The sequence below is a fragment of the Paenibacillus xylaniclasticus genome (assembly GCF_004001065.1).
GTDB lineage: Bacteria > Bacillota > Bacilli > Paenibacillales > Paenibacillaceae > Paenibacillus_T > Paenibacillus_T xylaniclasticus.
This window is the reverse complement of sequence record NZ_BIML01000026.1, coordinates 51,807-73,374: the sequence shown is the minus strand read 5'-3', so window position 1 is coordinate 73,374 and position 21,568 is coordinate 51,807. Positions and strand designations below refer to the sequence as shown.

The following is a 21,568-nucleotide window of genomic DNA, read 5'->3' as shown; positions in this document are numbered from 1 at the left end:
ACGACGCCAAGCACAGGGAAGCCACTGTCTAATGACGGTGGCTTTTTTGTTCTGGAATTGATTTATTCAGATCTGGACAGCAGCCTTTTGATTACCATACACTAAGCTTGACGCCACGTGAGAGATAAGAGATCGAGAGCACAGGAATAATTATTCAGATGTGAATAAGTGCTGAACTGAAAACGAACGGTTTTGATCCACATTTTATTCACGGAGGGGGGATAACTGGCGTGGAAATTCGAAATCTAACGAGTGAGCATTTCGAAGAGAGCATGAATTTGTCGCAGTTTGCTTTTCAAATCGAGCTGACCGAGGAGGAAAGGGAGGCTCGCAGGCCGCAGTTTAAGCCGGATGAAAGGTGGGGCGCTTTCGAAGGCGAGAAGCTGATGGCGCAGCTGACACTGCTGCCGTTGCATGTATACATACAAAGGCATAAGTTTGCGATGGGTGGAATTGCTGGTGTCGCAACTTGGCCGGAATACCGCAGACAAGGATTTGTCTCAAAGCTGCTGTACCATTCGTTAAGAACGATGCGCGAGGCCGGGCAAACCGTGTCGATGCTGCATCCGTTCGATTTTGGCTTCTATCGGAAGTACGGATGGGAGATGCTGACCGAATACCGAAAATATACGATCGAAACGTTCCGATTGCCGGCGAGAGTACAGGTGCCTGGAACAATAGAACGGCTGATTAATCCTAATACAGAGCTGTTGTCAGCGATCTATGAGCTTTATGCTGCTCGCTATAACGGAATGCTGTCACGTGCTGATAATTGGTGGACGGAACGAATTTATACCCGGAAGAAAGGGCAGACGGCTGTATATCGTTCGGAGGACGGGCAGCCGCAAGGATATATCCTATATGAAGTGAAGGAGAGAGTGATGACCGTTCATGAGCTGATCGCCATTAATGAAACAGCTCGGCGGGCGCTATGGACGTTCATTGCGAACCATGATTCGATGGCCAATGAAGTGACCGTAATCGCCCCTATCGATGATGACTTGACGGTGCTGCTTGACGATCCGCGGGTGAAGCAGGAGATTGTACCTTACTTTATGGCACGAATTGTGGATAATGAAGCTTTTGCTGCCCATTATCCGTTCGTGTCCACAGGACATTCACATGATGTGTATATACGTGTGCATGACCATGCTGCAGAATGGAACGACGGATGGTTTTATCTACATGTGGATAAAATGGGCGGTGGCACGATGAAGCCTATCGCTGCGTTACCTGACACGGAGCTTGTGAACGCGGTCGAGTGCGATATTCAGACACTGACAAGTATGATGCTGGGCTATCGAAGGCCGGCCAGACTGCACCAGCTCGGTAAGCTGACGGGCAGCGAGCAGACTGTACAGTGTCTGGAGCAGCTAATACCTGCAGCCAATACTTTTTTATATGATTTCTTTTAAGCTACGAGACGAGGCTCATTCCTGCATTTATTGCATTAATTTAGCCGCATGCGACAGAGGAGTAGAAGAAAGTCTGCATAACATACACATATTCTGCGAAATCGCTCCGATTGATCCGTAACCACAAAAGAAAGGGGCGTCCGCCCGGACTGCCCCTTTATACTGATGAAATTCGGATTGTAGTCAATCACCAATAGTTATCCGTTCTCCCCAGACTGCGTTAAGAGCCTCTGTGATGATCTTTGCGCCAGCTTTTGTATTACACGAAGCCTCTTCAAATTTCCTGCTGTTTGGCGTTGACGTTCGACCTTTATTTCAAATCAAACGGTACGGCAGGTGGGTTCCATTCGATCGAGACGTCACCCATACCGAGCTGTTTCAGAGCGCTGAGTGGAACGTACAAGCGATTACTTATGATTCGACTGTTCGTGTCGTCAAAAGTCAACTGGTACTGCTTTAGAGATACGTTAAACCGGTAAGGGGATGCGTCGTCTCGGGTCGTTATCTCTTTCTTCACCTTAAGTCTGAGCTTGTTCTTGAATGGGTCTAACGGCACATATGTGATCCCATTGGTTCCAATAAAAGCAAGCGGTGCTGCCACCTTCGAAATATCCTCTTCATATTCTCCACCAAGCGTAAGCAGAGCTTCCGGCTGGTATTCTATGGATATTGGCGTGACCGGAAGGCTGTCTACCTCGAGCGATGGACTAGGAACTGGCCAGCTCTTCGGCGGGAAACCAGTGTTCATGTTCGAATATTTCGGTCTTGGCTCGCTCGGTCCTATCGTTCGGGTCGTTCCGTCGCTTACTTGATAGAGCAGAAGATCAGCAGTGTCCGATTGGATGATAACAGCTTCATCTGTCTTATCCGCGTAATAATACAAGCGACCGCTTGCGATCGGCTTCAGCTTGAACGATTGTGAATCAGCTAAATATACTTTGCTGTCTGTGCTGACAAGCAGACGGCCGTCGTTCGTATAGGACGTTTGCAGAAATCCTCTTCCGGTCCATAGCTCGCGAATAATACCTGTTGTCCTATTTTTCATTAATAAAGTTGTTCCGCGGCGCGGTGTAAATCCTTCCGAATTCGTGTTCCTCACTGATATATAATGCTCGATCTGTAAAAAGCCACTTTCTCCGTTCGGCGACATCGTATACGTCTGCCCGTCAATGACTGCTTTGCGGGACGGATCATACATGAATCGCTTGTTGTACAGATGGGGAAGATCAGATTGAAAGAAGACGAACGAATTCGTATAGGGTCTAAAAAATAAATACGGATACTGCATGACGGAGACATAAGAAAGCTTGCTCCAATTCCCTTGACGGTCAGCGTAAATTATGGCGGAGCTGCTGCTTTGGTCGCTCAGCTGATAAAATGTTTCTCCGCTCCTCTTGTCATGATATACCGGATACACATTGTCGTACTCGCTTACTGGCTGCGCATAGGCAAGAGCCGATGAAACCAGTGTCCCAGCCAATACAATGCCGCTCATCATCGCTGCAAGTTGACCTTTCTGATAATGCATAGAGCCACTCCTTATTTGACGTTACGTTATGTCCGATGCTTGCTGTAGTACTCGGTTAGACGCGGGAATAGGAATAAAGGTTGCGAAAAGAGGAGTAAAGACACGTATAAACAAAGGGAGGACATCCAACCCTAATAAAGACGGGTTTGCAGGGGAATGACAAACTGTCAGACAATTTTGACGAATATAGCTTTAACCTCTTGACCTTCGTTCAAGAAATCGTATAATGAAATTAAAGTCAAAGAAAGTCAAAGTCAACGACGTACGGTTCGCAACCCGCGTCTATGGATAAGCAAGGCTCTCCATTCTACCGGCCTTCTTGCCTCAAGCTTGTGACTAAGCTTTGACGAAGCAAAATGCAGTATGATCCGTAAGACCATGAAGCAAGCGCATCATGTGGGAGGTTGGTGCATGCGTAACATTTCCGATCTCATCGAACAGTATTTGAAACAGATGCTTCAGGAGAGCAAAGAAGGCGCAGTCGAGATTCAGCGTAACGATCTCGCGGACCGGTTCTCCTGCGTCCCATCGCAGATCAATTATGTGATCAGCACGAGATTTACGCTGGAGAAGGGCTATTTGGTCGAGAGCAAGCGAGGAGGCGGTGGATATATTCGTATCCAACGCGCTGATCTGCCCGCTCTGAAGACGATCGCACCTTACCTTAGCGGCATTATCGGGGACAGCGTCGATCAGAGCGCAGCAGAAGGTCTAATATATCAACTTGAGGAAGCTGAGCTCGTCACCAAAAGGGAAGCCCAATTGCTTAAGGCTGCGGTATCGCGCGAGGCGCTTGCTTTGAAGCTGCCGCTGCGCGACGAAGTACGCGCACGCGTCATGAAGGCGATGCTCATTGCGCTGTTGACCAGATAGGTCAGCGCGTTATTGTCAGCGCAGCTGCGGTGATAGCAGACTGAAGGCGAAGGAGGGATGGCGGCTTGATTTGTCAGGAATGCGGCAAGAAGCCGGCAACGCTTCATTTTACAAAGATTGTGAATGGCGATAAGAACGAGTATCACATTTGCGAGACGTGCGCCAGAGATAAGGGGGAGCTTATTCCCGGTTCGGCGAACGGTTTCTCGATTCACAGCCTGCTGTCCGGCCTGCTCGATTTCGAAAGGGCGGGACAGGGTGCGAAGCAGGAAGCGCTTCGCTGCGAGGATTGCGGATTAACCTATGCGCAGTTCAGCAAGATCGGCCGTTTCGGCTGCAGCTCTTGTTACCGCAGCTTTGAGGGCAAGCTTGATCCGTTGTTCAAACGGGTACACGGCAATACGGTTCATGTCGGCAAAATTCCGAAACGCTCCGGCGGTATTATCCAGACGAGACGAGAAATCGAGAGGCTGCGGCGTGAGCTGCATGCCCGGATCGACAACGAGGAATTCGAGGCAGCGGCGCAGCTCCGCGACCGGATTCGGGAGCTCGAACGGAAAGCCGAAGGGCTGTAAGCGCGAAGGGAGGAGGCTTGATTTTGTCGAAGAGAAGGTTCGCCGAGCAGCCGCTCAGTGATTGGATGAAAGGTAAAGGTCCGTTTTCGGAAATAGTCATCAGCAGCCGGATAAGGGTAGCACGCAACCTGCGCAATTTCCCATTCCCGATGCTGGCGACGAACCAGCAGTCGCTGGAAGTGTTGAATCGGCTGACGGCCGTTTCGGCACAGAACATGCTGAGCGGGATTGGACGGTTCGAGACTTACAAGCTGGCCGACCTTAGCGAGCTGGAGAAGCGAGTGCTGGTCGAGAAGCATCTCATCAGTCCGAACCTTGCGAATGAATCGCGGAACGGAGCATTTATTCTGAATGAAGACGAGTCCGTCAGTATCATGATTAACGAAGAAGATCATCTGCGAATCCAATGTTTATATCCCGGCTTCCAAATTCATGAGGCTTGGGCATTGGCGAGCAGCATTGACGATATTTTTGAAGAACAGGCGGATTACGCCTTCGACGAGAGAAGAGGGTATTTAACGAGCTGTCCGACTAACGTCGGCACCGGCATCCGCGCATCGGTCATGATGCATTTGCCGGCGCTTGTTCTGACGCAGCAAATTAATCGTATTTTATCGGCGGTTACGCAGGTTGGCCTTGCAGTACGAGGGATGTATGGCGAGGGCAGCGAATCGCTGGGCAATGTGTTTCAAATTTCAAATCAAATTACGCTGGGACAGTCCGAAACCGAAATTATCGACAACCTGTACAGTGTAGCGCAGCAAATTATCGAGCACGAGAAAGCGGCGAGAAAACGGCTCGTTGCCGAATCGCGGATCCGGATCGAGGATCGGGTAAGACGCTCATACGGCATTCTGTCACATGCAGCTATTATGGATTCGAAGGAAGCCGCTCAACGGCTGTCCGATATTCGGCTTGGCATCGATCTAGGGATGATCCATAACTTGTCGCAGCAGGACATGAACGAGCTGATGGTCATGACACAGCCTGGTTTTCTGCAGCAGGTCTTCAATGAAGCGTTGAGTCCAGAAGCGAGAGATGTAAGGCGGGCTGAGCTGATTCGCGGCCTAATATCGCAGCACAACAATCATGGGGGTGTATCGCAATGATGTTCGGAAGATTCACGGAACGTGCGCAGAAAGTGCTTGCTTTGGCGCAGGAGGAAGCGGTTCGTCTTGGTCATAACAATATCGGAACGGAGCATATTTTGCTCGGATTAATTCGCGAAGGAGAAGGCATTGCGGCGAAGGCACTAATCGGTCTCGGTCTGGGATTGGAGAAAATTCAAGATGAGGTAGAGGCGCTCATCGGTCGCGGCCAAGAGCAGCCGACGAATATTGCTTATACGCCGCGTGCGAAGAAAGTGATCGAGCTGTCGATGGACGAAGCGAGAAAGCTTGGCCATACGTATGTCGGTACAGAGCATATTCTTCTCGGTCTTATTCGTGAAGGAGAAGGCGTCGCAGCCCGCGTGCTGAACAATCTTGGCATCAGCTTGAACAAAGCTCGCCAGCAGGTGCTTCAGCTGCTCGGCAGCAGCGAGGCGGTATCGAGCAATCATGGCACGCCATCGAACGTCAGTACGCCAACGCTTGACGGCCTGGCCCGTGACTTGACCGCTTTCGCCCGCGAAGGCAATCTTGATCCGGTTATAGGCCGCAGCAAAGAAATTGAGCGCGTCATTCAAGTGCTTAGCCGCCGGACGAAGAACAACCCGGTGCTGATCGGGGAGCCGGGCGTCGGTAAAACGGCGATTGCTGAAGGGCTCGCTCAAAAGATTATTGCCGGCGAGATTCCTGAGACGCTGCGCGACAAGCGCGTGATGACGCTCGACATGGGATCGGTCGTGGCGGGCACGAAATACCGCGGCGAATTCGAGGATCGTCTGAAGAAAATTATGGACGAAATTCGTCAAGCGAATAACATCATTTTGTTCATCGACGAGCTGCATACGCTGATTGGTGCAGGTGGAGCGGAAGGTGCAATCGACGCTTCGAACATTCTGAAGCCGTCATTGGCTCGCGGTGAGCTGCAGTGCATCGGCGCGACGACGCTTGATGAATATCGCAAATATATCGAGAAGGACGCAGCCTTAGAGCGCCGGTTCCAGCCGATTACGGTTGACCAGCCGTCGCCAGAGGAAGCGATCCAAATCCTTCACGGTCTGCGTGACCGTTATGAAGCGCATCACCGGGTGAAAATTACGGATGAAGCGATCGAGCAAGCCGTGAAGCTGTCTGATCGTTACATTACCGATCGGTTCCTGCCGGACAAAGCGATCGACCTGATCGACGAGGCCTCATCCAAAGTAAGACTCAAAACATATACGGTACCGCCAAACCTGAAGCAGCTGGAAAACCGTCTGGAGGACATCCGTAAGGAGAAGGACTCCGCGGTTCAATCGCAGGAATTCGAGAAGGCTGCGGCACTTCGTGATACGGAACAGAAGCTGCGCGAGGAGCTGGATGTGACGCGCAACCAATGGAAGGAGAAGCAAGGTCGTACCGATTCCGAGGTGACGCCTGAGGATATCGCGCAGGTCGTTGCAAGCTGGACCGGCATTCCGGTCAGCAAGCTGGCAGAGGAAGAGACGCAGCGTCTGCTGAAGATGGAAGACATTCTGCATGATCGCGTCATTGGCCAGACGGATGCGGTGAAGGCAGTGGCACGGGCGATCCGCCGTGCCCGCGCCGGACTGAAAGATCCGAAGCGTCCGATCGGCTCCTTCATCTTCCTAGGTCCTACAGGCGTAGGTAAGACGGAACTGGCGCGCGCGCTTGCGGAATCGATGTTCGGCGACGAGAATGCGGTCATTCGAATCGACATGTCCGAGTACATGGAGAAGCATTCTACGTCCCGTCTCGTCGGAGCGCCTCCAGGCTACGTCGGCTTCGAGGAAGGCGGCCAATTGACCGAGAAAGTGCGCCGCAAGCCGTATTCTGTCGTATTGCTTGATGAGATTGAGAAAGCTCATCCCGAAGTGTTCAATATTTTGCTCCAAGTGCTGGAGGATGGACGCTTGACCGATTCGAAGGGTCGTGTCGTCGACTTCCGCAATACGCTGATCATCATGACGTCCAATGTCGGCGCGGATCAAATTAAGCGCAATTCGACGCTCGGCTTTACGGCTGTTCACGACTCGGGACGCGAGTTCAACCAAATGAAGGATAAAGTGATGGCCGAGCTGAAGAAAAGCTTCCGTCCGGAGTTCTTGAACCGGATCGACGAGACAATCGTGTTCCACTCGCTCGAGCAGGAGCATATCGCGCAAATCGTAACGCTCATGTCCGAAGAGCTACGTAAACGTCTGAAAGAGCAAGAGGTTGACTTCGTGCTGACGGATGCAGCTAAGAGCTTCCTTGCGAAGGAAGGCTTCGATCCGCAATATGGCGCTCGTCCGCTTCGCCGGGCGATTCAGAAGCATATCGAGGACCGTCTGTCTGAGGACTTGCTGCTCGGTAACATTACGAAGGGCGACTCGCTCGTTATCGACGAGAAGGATGGCGAGCTTGTAGTGAACCGTGCCAGCGGAAGCGGGCAGCAGGTAGACAATGTAGAGCCTGCAAATAAATAATGGATCGAGACATCGCGCAGCCTAATGCTGCGCGGTGTTTCGTTTTCAGATGTAATTGATTGGCTGTGCTGCTTACATTGCTTGCTAGTGTGAGGATGGCGTGCTAGGCTTGTCCTATTAAGGGCTGTTGGCCTTAATCGAACTTGGTGCAAAGGGAGAGGATCGAATGAGCGAGCTGGAATTGGAAGCCGTCCGATATCCAATCGGACAATATGAGCCTAGCGAGACGATTACGCCGGAGCAGCGCAAGCAATGGGTGGAAGAGATCAGACGTCTGCCTGCAGAGCTTAACGCCGCCGTCGCAGGCTTGAGTGAGGAGCAGCTCGATACGCCTTATCGCGATGGAGGGTGGACGGTACGCCAAGTTGTGCATCATATTGCGGACGGTCATATGAACGCGTACACGCGGTTCAAGCTGGCGTTGACGGAGGAGCAGCCAACGATCAAGCCTTATTACGAAGAACGATGGGCTGAGCTGTAAGATGGCGCCCATGCACCTGTCAAGCTGTCGCTGGCGCTTGTCGAAGCGCTCCATGAGCGTTGGAGCATTCTGCTTGCTTCGATGAGCTCCGAGCAGTTCGAATGCAGCGTCATCCATCCACAGAACGGCCGGATGACGTTGAATGAGATTGCAGGACTGTACGCTTGGCACGGCAAGCACCATGTTGCGCAAATTACGAGCTTGAGAGAGCGCAAAGGCTGGTAGTTTCGTTTTCTTGAGAACACGCCTCGCATACGGATTTTTCCGGGCGGGGCTTTTTAACTATTGACGGAAATGGTAACGGGTGGTAGTATTCTAATCATACTAAGTCAATTGGAATTATAGAATTAATGAGCTCGAGTGCAGCAAGGCTCGGTTCTATGATTGCCGACCAGTCCTTCTGGAGGTCTTTACGCCGGAGATAATCCGAGTAAAGGCCTTTTTTGCGTATGCACAGTTTACAGACAGAAGAAGAAAGAGAAGAGGAGAGGATGTGTAGAGAATGAGGGAGAGAAATACCGTTATGAATAGATGGGCATGGTCTATAGCGGCCATTGCGTTTGCTGGAGTGGTGGCGGTTGCGGGATGCGGGAATGGCAGCAAATCGGCGGTGAGCAAGGGTGACGGCAACGGTTCGGATTACGAGAAGCTGGAGCTTCGCTATCAGGGCAGTGTAGGGGCTGTTACATTTCCTGAGCTTGCGGAGGAACTGGGATATCTTGCTCCGATCAAGCTGAAATGGATTGGCAATACGATTAGCGGTCCGCAAGATATTCAGACGGCGGCGACTGGACAGTCTGATTTTGGCGGTGCGTTCAACGGAGCGATCATTAAGCTCATTTCGGCAGGGGCACCGGTGAAGGCGGTTATTGGGTACTATGGCACCGACGAGAATACGTTTGGTGGATTTTATGTGCTGGATGATAGCCCGATTAAGACCGCGAAGGACTTGATTGGCAAAACGATTGGCGTCAACACGTTGGGGGCACATTCCGAGTTCGTGATCAAAGAATATTTGCGCCGGAATGGATTAACGGAGGACGAGATCAAGCAGGTAACGCTCGTAGTCATCCCGCCAGTCAACTCGGAGCAGACGCTTCGCCAGAAGCAAATCGACGTAGCCTCGCTCGGCAATTTGCTTCGAGATAAAGCGTTGGAGCGGGGAGGTATTCGACTACTGTTTAGCGACTATGATTTATACGGCTCGTTCACAGCGGGCAGTTACGTATTCACACACAAATTTTTGAAAGATAACCCGAACACGGTGCGTAAATTCGTCGAGGCGACCGGCCAAGCGATCGAGTGGGCGCGTACGACGCCTCGAGAGCAGGTCATTGCCAAGTACAAAGAGATTATCGAGAAGCGCGACCGCAAGGAGGACACTACCGCGATCGACTATTGGAAGAGTACCGGCATTGCAGGCAAAGGTGGCTATATTCGCGAAAGCGAGTTTCAGGTATGGGCCGACTGGCTCGTTAACAACGGCGAATTAAAGGCAGACCAAGTTAAACTAACGGACTACTACACGAATGAATTCAGCGCCTTCCAAGACGACCAAGCTCAGAAGTAACTCGCCGCCTCCTCGTACCGCAGCAACATAAGTGCCCAAAGGCACTTAAAAGAGCGGCTGTGGGTCAGCACGTCGAAAGTAGGTGTTCTAGATCCCTTATCGCATTGGCTCTCTCTTCGAGTTCTGCATTAAGAACCAAATGGTGCAATTCAGCCAGTAACTAATTTCATTTAATGCTTGTGCCCGCATTAGAGCAGGGCGGAGGCTGGTCACGGTAGGAGCGCAGAAGTAAAGCGGGTCCCGTAAGGGACGGCAAGCGACTGATAGCACGGATGTTGTCAGGGGCAACGAACAAGGGAGCAGACGTTTGGAACGAAGATAGATACAGAGAAAAGTGGAGCGGGTCCCGCAAGGGACGGCAAGCGGTGGGGATGGAAGACAGTAGATAGAATGAGCTTGGCGGAGTCCAGAGGGCGCGAGCCCTTTGGGGCCCTCCCTTGCAGGGAGGGTTTGGGAGGGTAGAAAAATAAATGTAGGAGTGGACTAAAATGAGCAAAAAGAATCATTCGAACGTAAATGAGAGCACGAATGGGACGGACTTAACCAGTACGGATGCAATCCGCAGACAAATGAGGCTGGGGGCATTTCTTATGACGCCCGGTCACCATGTCGCTGCTTGGCGTTACCCGGACGCGGAGGCGACGGGCGTACTCGATTTCCGCTTTTATAAACAGCTTGCGCAGACGGCGGAGCGTGGCAAGTTCGACATGGTGTTTCTGGCCGATGGCTACGCTGTTGCCGAAAGGTTCCCGGAAGCATTGGAGCAGACGGTTAACGTTCGTCCCGAGCCGTTCACGTTACTGTCGGCTTTAAGCTCTGTGACCGAGCGGATCGGCCTAGCCGGCACCGTGTCGACGACGTACAATGAGCCGTTCCACGTCGCGCGTAAGTTCGCTTCGCTTGATTATATAAGCTCTGGCCGGGCAGCATGGAACGTCGTCACGTCGGGCTCAGATGCCGAAGCGCGCAATTTCAATTTGGAGAAGCACGTTCAGCATGACCTTCGGTATGAGCGGGCAGAAGAGTTCGTCGATGTCGTCAGAAAGCTGTGGGACAGCTGGGATGATGGCGCACTGCTGTATGATAAAGCATCCGCACGATTTGCTGACCGGAGTAAGGTAACTCCGATTAACCATAAAGGCAAGTTCTTCAGCGTGCGCGGTCCGCTTAACGTCGCACGGCCGATTCAAGGTCATCCCGTTGTCATCCAAGCCGGTGCCTCAGAGCCGGGTAAGGAGCTGGCAGCACGTACGGCGGAAGTGATCTTCACGGCTTGGCAGACACTAGAGGAAGCGCAGCGCTTCTATGCGGATGTCAAAGGGAGAATGGCCAAGTACGGACGCAAGCCAGAGGAGCTGAAAATTATGCCGGGCGTATTCCCGATTATCGGCCGGACGGAAGAAGAGGCGGCGGAGAAAAAGGCGCTGTTCGAGCAGCTAATTCCCGAGCAGGCTGGCGTGGCTCTCTTGTCCGGATTAATCAGCTTCGATCTGTCGCCTTATCCGGTTGACGGTCCGCTGCCGGAGCTGCCGCACTTATCGCAGATTAACGGTGTTAAAAGCCGGTTCCAGCTGCTTAAAGATCTAGCGGACCGCGAGCAACTGACGATTCGCCAGCTGTATCAGCGCATTGCAGGGGCACGCGGACATCGGGAAATTATCGGCACGCCGGCCCAGATCGCTGACCAGCTGCAGGAATGGTTCGAGAATGGTGCGGCGGACGGCTTTAATATTATGCCGCCATATTTGCCGGGAGGGCTGGAGGATTTCGTCGATCTCGTGGTGCCGGAGCTGCAGCGCCGAGGCTTGTTCCGTGAGGAGTATGAGGGACGTACGCTGCGGGAAAATCTCGGTTTGCAGCGGCCTAAGGCCCACAGCCGCATTCTGAAAGCGGCATCTGCCGTGAAGGTGGCAGAGTGAGAGCTGCGCACGCAGCGAGCATCCGAGGGATCGACGGCCGGGGAGGAAGCCGCCTGCCTATGGCGGCATTATTCCTCGGCTCTTTTTTGTCTATCTATCACGTGGTGTCGCTGAATGCGGTGCTGCCCGGTTTTATTGCAATTTTTCATACCGACCTGCAGACCGTACAATGGCTTATGACAGGCTTCACGCTTGCGACCGGAATGGCCGCGCCGCTATGCGCTTACCTTGAAGAAAGGTTCGGAGCCAGGCGGTTATTTCTCTTGTGCACGATTATGCTGACACTTTGTTCGATTGCATGCTCCTTCGCCTGGAACATTGGTTCGCTCATTATCTTGCGGACGCTTCAGGGTGTATTCTGCGGCATCATGCAGCCGCTCACGCTTTCGATCATTTATGGAACGCTGCCGAAGGAACGGAATTCGTCCGCCCTCGGCTGGTGGACGATGTCGACCATCTTAGGCCCGGCGCTTGCGCCGACAATAAGCGGCTGGCTGTTGCAGTCGGATTGGCGCTTATTATTCTGGGTTACCGTTCCGCTCGGCTTGCTCGTCTGGTGGATGGGCTTTGCCTACTTACCGCATCAGACCAGTAAAGGTGCTGCGAACCGGCCGGACATTCCGAGCCTATGCTATGTGATTGGCGGGACGCTGTCGCTGCTGCTTGTATTCAGTAATTTGAACCGATGGGGGCTTGCTTCACCTGTTCTTCAATTGCTGAGCCTCTTCTCTATTCTATTGCTAACATTGTTCGTGCGCCGAAGCTTGCGGATCGAACAGCCGCTGCTGGAGCTTCGCTTGTTCGCGAATCGGACCTTCACGGCAAGCTTGTCCGCTTCGCTCATTCTAATTACGGGATTGTACTCCGGCATTTATTTTATTCCGTTGTTTCTGCAGCAAGTACAGGGTATGTCAGCGATGCACGTCGGCCTGCTGCTGCTGCCGCCCGCTTTGACGATGACGCTCTCGACGACCATCGCTTCTAAGCTGTATGGTCGATTAGGAGCCCGCAAGCTGCTTGTTGCCGGAACGCTGCTGCTGCTGCTCGCAACCTGGCAGTTCAGCCGGCTGCAGGAGAATGCAAGCCATGGCTTCGTTATGCTGTGGATGGCCGTTCGTTATGTCGGAGTTGGCCTGTCCATGACGCCGGCGATGAATGCGGGCATGTCTGCTGTGGAGCAGCGATTGTCGTCCCATGCATCCGCGCTGATTAATTGGATTCGCCAAGCTGGAGGTGCTCTTGCGATCGGGCTGTTCACCGCTTACTTCTATGCGCGAACGAATGCTTACGGAGGTGATCCTAGCCGATATGCCGTAGATCCGCAGGCTTATATTCATGGATTAAGCGACGTATTCATTCTAGCACTCATCACGAGCTCGTTCGGGCTGCCGTTGGCGCTGCTGCTCCGACGCAGCCGGAAGTCAACAGCTTCAGGCGCAAAACCCTTGTTACAGAAAGCAGGAGATTAGCCTTATAGCTAACACGATCTAAACATTGATACAATTGACCTTGAGAGCAAAGCTGTTCATGCTTAGAAGACGGAATGGCCCTCCGTTTGGATAACAGGGTTGTCCTTGTAACACAGATCTATGAGCAGATAATGTCCGTTGTACGGAATCGACGAAGGGACCTGCTGTATGCCATCAACCAATGGCAAAGTGGTGTCCCTTTTTGACGTGGGCTTTATATTACGCTTTGGAAATGGTAAACTTTGAATTGATATCGTTAACAGCTAAGGGAGCCGACAATGGCAAAAATAAAAGTAAAATTCGTCTGTACGGATTGCGGTACCGAATCGCCGAAATGGCTGGGCAAATGCCCGGGCTGCGGAGCCTGGAACTCCATGGTGGAGGAGAAGGAGACGGTTGTCCGCACGGCGGGAGCGGCGGGAGCCGCTGTTTTTCAAACGAAAGAAAAACCGCGTTCTATCATACATATAGAGAGTGGTCAAGAACCGCGGGTCGATACGAAGCTGGGCGAGCTGAATCGTGTGCTCGGGGGCGGGGTCGTTCCCGGCTCGCTAATTCTCGTCGGCGGTGATCCGGGTATCGGCAAATCTACGCTGCTCTTGCAGACGTCTCACTCGCTTGCGGCAAGCGGACTGCGAGTCCTGTATATATCGGGTGAGGAATCAGTCCGCCAGACGAAGCTTCGCGCCGATCGTCTCGGCTCGTTATCGGAGCAGCTGTACGTGTTGTGTGAGACGAATGTCGAATCGATCCGAGAAGCGATCGAATCGATCGATCCGGCGCTCGTCGTCATTGACTCCATTCAGACGGTATTCGACCCGAATGTGCAATCGGCGCCCGGAAGCGTCGCGCAGGTGCGGGAATGCACGTCGCATTTCATGCGCATTGCGAAGATTAAAGGCATTGCTACTGTTCTCGTCGGTCACGTTACGAAGGAAGGCGCGATTGCTGGACCGCGGCTGTTAGAGCATATGGTCGACTGCGTGTTATATTTCGAAGGCGAACGGCACCATACTTACCGGCTGCTAAGAGCGGTGAAGAATCGGTTCGGCTCGACGAACGAAATCGGGATATTCGAGATGGGAGAAAGCGGCCTGCGTGAGGTATCCAATCCTTCGGAGCTGTTCTTGTCCGAGCGGCCGCTTGGCGTAGCCGGATCGACCGTCGTGGCGAGCATGGAAGGGACGAGGCCGGTTCTTGTTGAGCTGCAGGCGCTCGTCGCTTCGACGAATTTTCCGTCGCCGCGCCGCATGTCTGCCGGTATCGACCATCACCGGATGGCACTCATTATTGCCGTCCTGGAGAAACGAATGGGCATGTTTTTACAAAATCAGGACGCTTATCTGAACGTAGCAGGAGGCGTCAAGCTGGATGAGCCGGCTGTCGATCTGGCGGCCGCGGTCAGCATCGCATCGAGCTTCCGCGATGCGCCGACTCGTCCGTTCGATGTCGTGTTCGGCGAGGTCGGCCTAACCGGCGAGGTTCGCGCCGTATCCCGTGCAGAGCAGCGAGTACGCGAAGCAGAGAAGCTTGGATTTAAGCGGGTTATTATGCCCGAGAATAGTCTTAAGGGCTGGAAGCCGCCATCTAATATTGAAATCATCGGCGTATCCACCGTGGCGGAGGCGCTCGCGGCAGCGCTCGGATAGAGGGGGCACATAATGAAGGAACAGAGAGAGCTTGAGGTTATGTACCAATTGCTGCAGCTGGTCGCTCCGGGAACGGCTTTTCGTGACGGTCTGGAGAACGTGCTGCGTGCAAAGACGGGGGCGCTGATTGTCGTCGGCTGCAGCCCGGAAGTGATGCAAGTCGTGGACGGTGGATTTTCGATCAACTGTGACTTCTCACCAAACTACTTATATGAGCTGGCTAAGATGGATGGAGCCATCATTCTAAGCGAGGACCTTAAACGTATTCTATACGCGAACACGCAGCTGATTCCCGACAGCTCCATTACATCGACGGAGACGGGCATTCGGCACCGGACGGCAGAGCGGGTGGCGAAGCAGACTGGCAAGCTTGTCGTATCGATCTCCCAGCGCCGCAACATCATTACGTTATACCAAGGCAATCTGCGCTACGCGCTGAAAGATATGGCTGTCATTCTGACGAAAGCGAATCAAGCGATTCAAACGCTCGAGAAATATAAGGCAGTGCTCAAGCAAGCGTTCACGAACTTGTCTGCGGCCGAGTTCGAAGAGCTTGTAACCTTGCAAGAGGTTGCTCATGTTATTCATCGAGTTGAGATGGTTGTTCGAATCAAGATGGAAATTAAACGGTACGTGACAGAGCTCGGAACGGAAGGTCGATTGATTGGCATGCAGATGGATGAGCTCGTCGGCGGCGTCGAGGAGGATGCATGGTTTCTGCTCAAGGACTATGCCAAAGATAACTCAGACGACCGGATTCGTGAGATCCGAATGGCGCTCAAGAAGCTCAGCAATGACGAACTGATGGACCCGCCGCATGTCATCCGACTGCTGGGCTATTCCGGCACGTCGGCAGAGGAATCGGTCTCGCCACGCGGGTATCGGCTGCTGCACAAAATCCCTCGTCTCCCAATTGTTGTGATGCACAACCTTGTTGAACGATTCCACCATTTGCCTCATATTGTGATGGCAACTTATGAAGAATTGGACGAAGTGGACGGCATCGGCGAGGTGCGCGCTCGCGCGATCAAGGAAGGGCTGAAACGGATTCAAGAGCAAATGTTCATTGACAGGCAGATTTAAATCACATACAATGAGGGAATGCGTTCGCGCCATCTGGTACTGGATGGAATTTATATGTCCGGTGCGTGTACATCAAGCAACTTTCTGGGCATAGTAGAGATGAGGTGGAACGAAATGATCACAAAATCGATACCCAGCCTGTTCACGGTAGGCAATCTCTTCCTTGGTATTGTCGCCATCATACTTGTATTTAACGAGAAGCCGGAGCTTGCAGCGATGATGGTTATTATAGCGATGCTGCTCGACGGAGTGGACGGACGGATCGCGAGAGCACTTAATGCACAGAGCGAATTCGGCAAGGAGCTCGATTCGTTGTCTGATGTAATATCGTTCGGCGTCGCACCAGCATTCATTATGTACGTGGTCGCCTTCCAGCATATTAATCAGGCTGCGGCTTGGATCGTCACCGCTCTGTTTCCAATCTGCGGCGCGTTAAGGCTTGCAAGGTTTAATGTTATCTCCAGCATGCCAGGCTATTTCATCGGTCTTCCAATTCCGGCTGCGGGCGGCGTTCTGTCGACGCTTGCCTTGTTCTATAAAGATATTCCGGTGGCTATTCTAATGGTCAGCACATTGCTGTTATCATTCTTAATGGTCAGCACAGTGAAGTATCCGAATTTTAAGAAAATCGGTATTCCGAAGAGTGCGATATGGGTTGTACCCATTATTGTTGTAGTAGCGGTCATCCTTGGATATTTATTTCCGAAGCATTTGTCCAAAATTATTTTCGTCCCGCTGCTGCTCTATGCACTGTACGGGTTAAAAAAAAACGTTAGAGCGCTGTTCCGCAGAACGGCTCGTAAGAGCCGGCGTCGTGCTGCTGAGGATGCAGCGCAGTCGGAGCACAGCGCGTAATTCGCGCGCGCGGAGCAGGCGTATTATACTAAAATAGCGGTGCGTGGGAGACGATCCCTGCACCGCTATTGATTTTTAGAGGCTGCTTCATTGAAAGCGGATGTCCTCGGTACAAAAGGACGGTGCAGACTTGTTGTCTGTACCGTCCTTATTGTTTATATTCGACTTCGATGTTATTTATCTCATGTTAAATAGGCCGAGCGTAGAGCATTTGTCCGATTCGCGGGCAACGACATCCTCAAGCTTAATGTCCAGCAGATTGCATAAGGCGGACATATAGAACAGGTTGCGGCCAAGCTCGGAGCGCAGCACGTCGCTGCATTGCTCACACAGTTGTCCCTCCATATGGTTCTGGAGAACCGTTTGTGCTGCCGTCAGATCGGTGTTATCGGAGTAAGCTTGTTTCTTCGCATTCAATTCGATACATCCACATTCGGTTACCGCTTTGGCGACGGCCCGGTTAACGGCTGAGCTGGTCTGGCCGAATTTGGACAGGACGTCGAGCAGACTGCGATGTCGCAGCAATAGTTCGGATACTTGCCGTTGGAATTGATCTAAAGTAGGAGCGCTCACTTTCATCCACCTCTCTTGTCTTCGGCTATCGTATACCCCCATTATAATCTCCATGCATTGGCATTTCAAAAGAAATTGGTGGGAACGGCGATTAATGGTTCATTGCGATGACCATAATGGGTAATGGAGGTGGGTTTGGTCATGAAACGAATTATTCAAATTATCGGCATTTGGTTAGGCGGAACGCTCGGAAGCGAATGGAATGCTTGGATGAGCAGCGGTCTGTCTTCATCAATGCTGGGAGCGGCGCAAAGCAGCAGCTCTGGCTTGTATTACACGTATATTGCCATCGGCGCGTTTCTAGGCTTCGCGGCGGCGACAATGATGTCCGGTCCAATTGCTGCGCGGCTGCGTGCCGGTGTACAACGGCTTTCTGGGCTGCCTGCATACGACTTGCTCGCTGGTACGGCAGGTATGCTGGCTGGTCTTATTTTCTCAGCATTGCTGTATCCGGCTGTCGCGCGCATTGACGGCATCGGTATTCTTATTCCCGTCATCCTGACGTTGCTGCTCGGTTATGTTGGGCTGCAGCTCGGCCTAGGAAAAAAGGAAGAGCTCGCGGCTGGTCTTGGCGGATTGCTGCAAAGGAAAGTCCCGGCAGTTGAAGAGGACGGCAAGCGACGGTATGAGGAGCATAAGATTTTGGATACGAGCGTTATTATCGACGGACGTATTGCTGATATTTGCAAAACCGGATTTATCGAAGGTACGCTTGTCATACCGGAGTTCGTGCTAGAGGAGCTTCAGCATATTGCAGATTCGTCGGATCTGCTCAAGCGCAACCGTGGCCGGCGCGGTCTTGATATTTTGAACAAAATTCAAAAAGAGCTCGATGTCCGTGTGCTGATATATGAAGGTGATTTCGAGGAAATTGGCGAAGTGGACAGCAAGCTTGTGAAGCTCGCGAAGGCGCTGGGAGGAAAGGTTGTAACGAACGACTTTAATCTGAACAAAGTGTGCGAGCTGCAGGGGGTATCGGTGTTGAACATTAACGATTTGGCGAATGCGGTCAAGCCAGTCGTGCTGCCAGGTGAAGAAATCGTTGTGCAAGTCATTAAGGATGGTAAAGAGCATGGTCAGGGAGTCGCTTATCTCGATGATGGAACGATGATCGTCGTCGAAGGCGGGCGCGACTATATCGGCACGACGATGGAGGTGCTCGTGACGAGTGTACTGCAGACCTCAGCAGGTCGAATGATATTTGCGAAGCCGAAGCTGTTGGAAAAAGCCCAATAAAGCGGTATGATGGTAACATTGATTATACGGCGAGGCGGGTAGCGATATCATGAAAGCAGAATGGGGCGTTGTCATCGTAGCAGCCGGCAAAGGCACGCGGATGGGGACGGCGGAGAGTAAGCAGTATTTGATGCTAAAGGATAAGCCGATTCTCGTTCATACGCTGGAGCTATTCCAGTCGATGGAGGAGACGGCGGCGATTGCGCTCGTTGTGGGAGCTGGCGATATTGCAAGATGCTCTGAATGGGTAGAGCGTTACCGGTTAACGAAGGTGACCGCAATCGTATCTGGCGGCGCAGAGCGTCAGCAGTCTGTTCATAAGGGGCTGAAGGCTTTGCCTCCGCAGCTTGAATGGGTGATGGTGCATGATGGCGTGCGGCCGCTCGTCACGCCTGGCGCTGTCCGTGCATGCTGCGAAGCGGCTATGGCCGGAGGAGAGATGGGAGCGGCGGTTATTGCCGTACCCGTGAAGGATACGATTAAGCAGGTGAATGACTCGGGCGTTATCGTCGCGACGCCTGACCGCCGAAGCTTGTGGGCGATCCAAACGCCGCAAGCTTTTCGGCGTGCTGTGCTGACAAAAGCACATGAAGCGGCCGAAGCGGAATCGTTCTTAGGAACAGACGATGCGATGGTCGTGGAGCGGATGGGCATTCCGGTCGTTGTGTCAGAGGGCGAATATACGAACATCAAGATTACGACGCCGGAGGATTTGCCCTATGCGCATTTTCTACTGGAGATGAGAGAGCGGGAACAACGATAAGGGGGAGCTTGGACATGATTCGAGTAGGACAAGGGTTTGACGTGCATCAGCTGGTAGAGGGGCGGCCATGTATTATTGGCGGTGTAACGATCCCATACGAGAAAGGGCTGCTTGGCCATTCCGATGCGGACGTGCTGCTTCATTCGGTAGCGGATGCTGTGCTTGGTGCGTTGGGTCTTGGCGATATTGGTAAACACTTTCCGGACACCGACCCGGCGTTCAAGGATGCCGACAGCGTCAAGCTGCTGGAGCATGTGTGGTTGCTGGCGAAGGAGCGGGGATACAAGCTTGGAAACATTGACAATACGATTATCGCGCAGCGTCCGAAGATGCTGCCGTACATTCCGCAGATGGTGGAAGTAATCGCGCGCGTGCTGGAGGCAGATGACCTGTCTCAAGTGAACGTAAAAGCGACGACGACCGAGCAGCTCGGATTTACCGGACGCGGCGAAGGAATCGCGGCGCAATCGGTTGTCTGTCTTGTGAAGGATATGCTATCATCTTAGGCATTATATAGTACGAGTTGAGGGGAGCAATTGATATGACACAACAAGAAATTCGCGTCCGGTACGCGCCGTCACCAACCGGACATCTACATATCGGCAATGCAAGAACGGCTTTGTTTAATTATTTATATGCACGCAGCTTGGGCGGCAAGTTTATTATTCGGATCGAAGATACCGACGTGAAACGTAACGTAGCGGGCGGTGAAGAGAGCCAGCTGAAATATTTGAAATGGCTTGGCATGGATTGGGACGAGAGCGTTGATATCGGCGGCGGATACGGTCCTTATCGCCAGACGGAGCGCCTTGATATTTACCGCGAATATTGGCAGGATTTGATCGACCGCGGTCTGGCATATCGCTGCTATTGCACGGAGGAAGAATTGGAGAAAGAGCGTGAGGAGCAGATCGAACGCGGTGAGACGCCGCGTTATTCCGGACGTCACCGGAATCTGACCGAGGAGCAGCGCGCTGCATATGAAGCGGAAGGACGTATTCCGAGCATTCGGTTCCGTGTGCCGGACAATAAGACGTACACCTTCAACGACATGGTTAAGGGCGAGATCAGCTTTGAATCCGAAGGCATGGGTGACTTCGTCATCGTGAAGAAGGATGGTATTCCAACGTATAACTTCGCGGTTGTGCTCGATGATCATCTGATGCGTATTTCGCACGTACTGCGGGGCGAGGATCACATCTCTAATACGCCTCGTCAGCTGATGATCTATGAAGCGTTCGGCTGGGAGCCTCCTCAGTTCGGCCATATGACACTGATCGTTAATGAATCGCGCAAGAAGCTGAGCAAACGTGATGAGTCAATTATTCAATTCATCGAGCAGTACGATCAGCTCGGTTACTTGCCGGAAGCGCTGTTTAACTTTATCGCGCTGCTCGGCTGGTCTCCGGAGGGAGAGCAGGAGATTTTTACGCGCGAGGAGCTTATTCAAGTGTTTAATGCTTCACGCCTTAGCAAGAGCCCGGCTGTGTTCGATACGAACAAGCTTGCATGGATGAACAACGAATATATTAAGAAAGCGGATGTGGAACGGGTTGTAGACCTGTGTCTGCCGCATCTTCGCCAAGCCGGCCGGGTATCGGAGTCGATGACGGCAGAAGAGCGGGCATGGGTAACCGACCTGGTGAAGCTGTATCAGGATAAGCTGCGCAGCGGCTCTGACATCGTTGCTCTTACGGAGCTGTTCTTCCAGGACGCTGTCGTCGATGAAGGCGATGCTGCTGATGTGCTGGCTGAGGAGCAGGTACCGGCCGTGCTGAGCGCTTATCTTGCACAGGTAGAGGCGGCAGAGTCCTTCAGCGCAGATGATCAGAAAGCGCTGATTAAGGCAGTTCAGAAGGAGACAGGCTGTAAAGGCAAGCAGCTGTTCATGCCGATCCGCGCGGCTCTGACCGGTCAGACGCACGGTCCGGATTTGAACCAGACGATTGCGCTGCTCGGCAAACAGAAGGTAGTAGACCGTCTGAAGCTGCGACTCGGGCGCTGA

The 21,568-nt window shown here is 52.6% G+C and carries 17 protein-coding genes and 1 pseudogene; 16 read left to right on the top strand and 2 right to left on the bottom strand.

Going from position 1 to position 21,568, the window contains the following annotated elements; all coding sequences use genetic code 11:
* Positions 1-230: 230 nt before the first annotated feature.
* Entirely contained in the window at positions 231-1,415 is a 1,185-nt protein-coding gene (locus PXY01_RS18415; protein WP_246028002.1) for a GNAT family N-acetyltransferase, read from the top strand.
* Positions 1,416-1,725: 310 nt separating this feature from the next.
* On the opposite strand, the gene PXY01_RS18410 is transcribed toward PXY01_RS18415, so the two are convergent.
* Complete coding sequence (locus tag PXY01_RS18410; RefSeq protein WP_127571963.1) at positions 1,726-2,943, bottom strand: hypothetical protein; 1,218 nt, start codon at positions 2,941-2,943, stop codon at positions 1,726-1,728.
* Positions 2,944-3,354: 411 nt separating this feature from the next.
* Between PXY01_RS18410 and PXY01_RS18405 the strand changes: the two genes are divergently transcribed.
* The 11 genes and pseudogenes from PXY01_RS18405 to pssA all read left to right on the top strand — a co-directional run bounded on the left by PXY01_RS18405 (position 3,355) and on the right by pssA (position 16,991).
* Complete coding sequence (locus PXY01_RS18405; RefSeq protein ID WP_127571961.1) at positions 3,355-3,816, top strand: CtsR family transcriptional regulator; 462 nt, start codon at positions 3,355-3,357, stop codon at positions 3,814-3,816.
* A gap of 65 nt (positions 3,817-3,881) precedes the next feature.
* Positions 3,882-4,391, top strand: a complete 510-nt coding sequence (mcsA, locus tag PXY01_RS18400) for a protein-arginine kinase activator protein McsA (protein WP_127571959.1) — start codon at positions 3,882-3,884, stop codon at positions 4,389-4,391.
* A gap of 23 nt (positions 4,392-4,414) precedes the next feature.
* The gene (mcsB, locus tag PXY01_RS18395; RefSeq protein WP_127571957.1) at positions 4,415-5,500 is read left to right on the top strand and encodes a protein-arginine kinase McsB; all 1,086 of its coding nucleotides are present in this window, start codon (positions 4,415-4,417) and stop codon (positions 5,498-5,500) included.
* Positions 5,497-7,965, top strand: coding sequence for an ATP-dependent protease ATP-binding subunit ClpC (gene clpC / locus PXY01_RS18390; protein WP_127571955.1), 2,469 nt, complete (start codon positions 5,497-5,499; stop codon positions 7,963-7,965). Before mcsB ends, clpC begins: the two co-directional genes overlap by 4 nt.
* Positions 7,966-8,131: 166 nt before the next feature.
* A pseudogene (locus tag PXY01_RS18385) lies at positions 8,132-8,671 on the top strand (YfiT family bacillithiol transferase).
* Positions 8,672-8,969: 298 nt separating this feature from the next.
* Positions 8,970-10,016, top strand: a complete 1,047-nt coding sequence (locus tag PXY01_RS18380; RefSeq protein WP_174721849.1) for an ABC transporter substrate-binding protein — start codon at positions 8,970-8,972, stop codon at positions 10,014-10,016.
* Between the two features lie 569 nt (positions 10,017-10,585).
* Positions 10,586-11,935 (top strand): LLM class flavin-dependent oxidoreductase, encoded by a 1,350-nt coding sequence (locus PXY01_RS18375; RefSeq protein ID WP_127571972.1) that lies wholly within the window; start codon positions 10,586-10,588, stop codon positions 11,933-11,935.
* Positions 11,932-13,404, top strand: a complete 1,473-nt coding sequence (locus PXY01_RS18370) for a DHA2 family efflux MFS transporter permease subunit (protein ID WP_246028001.1) — start codon at positions 11,932-11,934, stop codon at positions 13,402-13,404. The genes PXY01_RS18375 and PXY01_RS18370 overlap by 4 nt, the downstream gene beginning before the upstream one ends.
* A gap of 278 nt (positions 13,405-13,682) precedes the next feature.
* Positions 13,683-15,053: a DNA repair protein RadA gene (radA, locus tag PXY01_RS18365; RefSeq protein WP_127571951.1), complete on the top strand. Its 1,371-nt coding sequence runs from the start codon at positions 13,683-13,685 to the stop codon at positions 15,051-15,053.
* Positions 15,054-15,065: 12 nt separating this feature from the next.
* The gene (disA, locus tag PXY01_RS18360) at positions 15,066-16,136 is read left to right on the top strand and encodes a DNA integrity scanning diadenylate cyclase DisA (RefSeq protein WP_127571949.1); all 1,071 of its coding nucleotides are present in this window, start codon (positions 15,066-15,068) and stop codon (positions 16,134-16,136) included.
* Positions 16,137-16,250: 114 nt separating this feature from the next.
* Entirely contained in the window at positions 16,251-16,991 is a 741-nt protein-coding gene (gene pssA, locus PXY01_RS18355; protein WP_127571947.1) for a CDP-diacylglycerol--serine O-phosphatidyltransferase, read from the top strand.
* Between the two features lie 177 nt (positions 16,992-17,168).
* Here pssA and PXY01_RS18350 read toward each other — a convergent pair whose 3' ends face one another.
* The gene (locus PXY01_RS18350; protein ID WP_127571968.1) at positions 17,169-17,564 is read right to left on the bottom strand and encodes a nucleoside triphosphate pyrophosphohydrolase family protein; all 396 of its coding nucleotides are present in this window, start codon (positions 17,562-17,564) and stop codon (positions 17,169-17,171) included.
* A gap of 141 nt (positions 17,565-17,705) precedes the next feature.
* On the opposite strand from PXY01_RS18350, the gene PXY01_RS18345 reads away from it, so the two are divergent.
* The 4 genes from PXY01_RS18345 to gltX are packed head-to-tail and all read left to right on the top strand — an operon-like array spanning position 17,706 to position 21,568.
* Positions 17,706-18,800 carry a PIN/TRAM domain-containing protein gene (locus PXY01_RS18345; protein WP_127571944.1) on the top strand — a complete coding sequence of 365 codons (1,095 nt, stop codon included), beginning with the start codon at positions 17,706-17,708 and terminating at the stop codon, positions 18,798-18,800.
* A 49-nt stretch (positions 18,801-18,849) separates the two neighbouring features.
* Complete coding sequence (ispD, locus tag PXY01_RS18340; RefSeq protein WP_127571943.1) at positions 18,850-19,563, top strand: 2-C-methyl-D-erythritol 4-phosphate cytidylyltransferase; 714 nt, start codon at positions 18,850-18,852, stop codon at positions 19,561-19,563.
* A 14-nt stretch (positions 19,564-19,577) separates the two neighbouring features.
* Complete coding sequence (gene ispF, locus PXY01_RS18335; protein WP_127571941.1) at positions 19,578-20,069, top strand: 2-C-methyl-D-erythritol 2,4-cyclodiphosphate synthase; 492 nt, start codon at positions 19,578-19,580, stop codon at positions 20,067-20,069.
* A gap of 35 nt (positions 20,070-20,104) precedes the next feature.
* Positions 20,105-21,568, top strand: coding sequence for a glutamate--tRNA ligase (gene gltX / locus PXY01_RS18330; protein ID WP_127571939.1), 1,464 nt, complete (start codon positions 20,105-20,107; stop codon positions 21,566-21,568).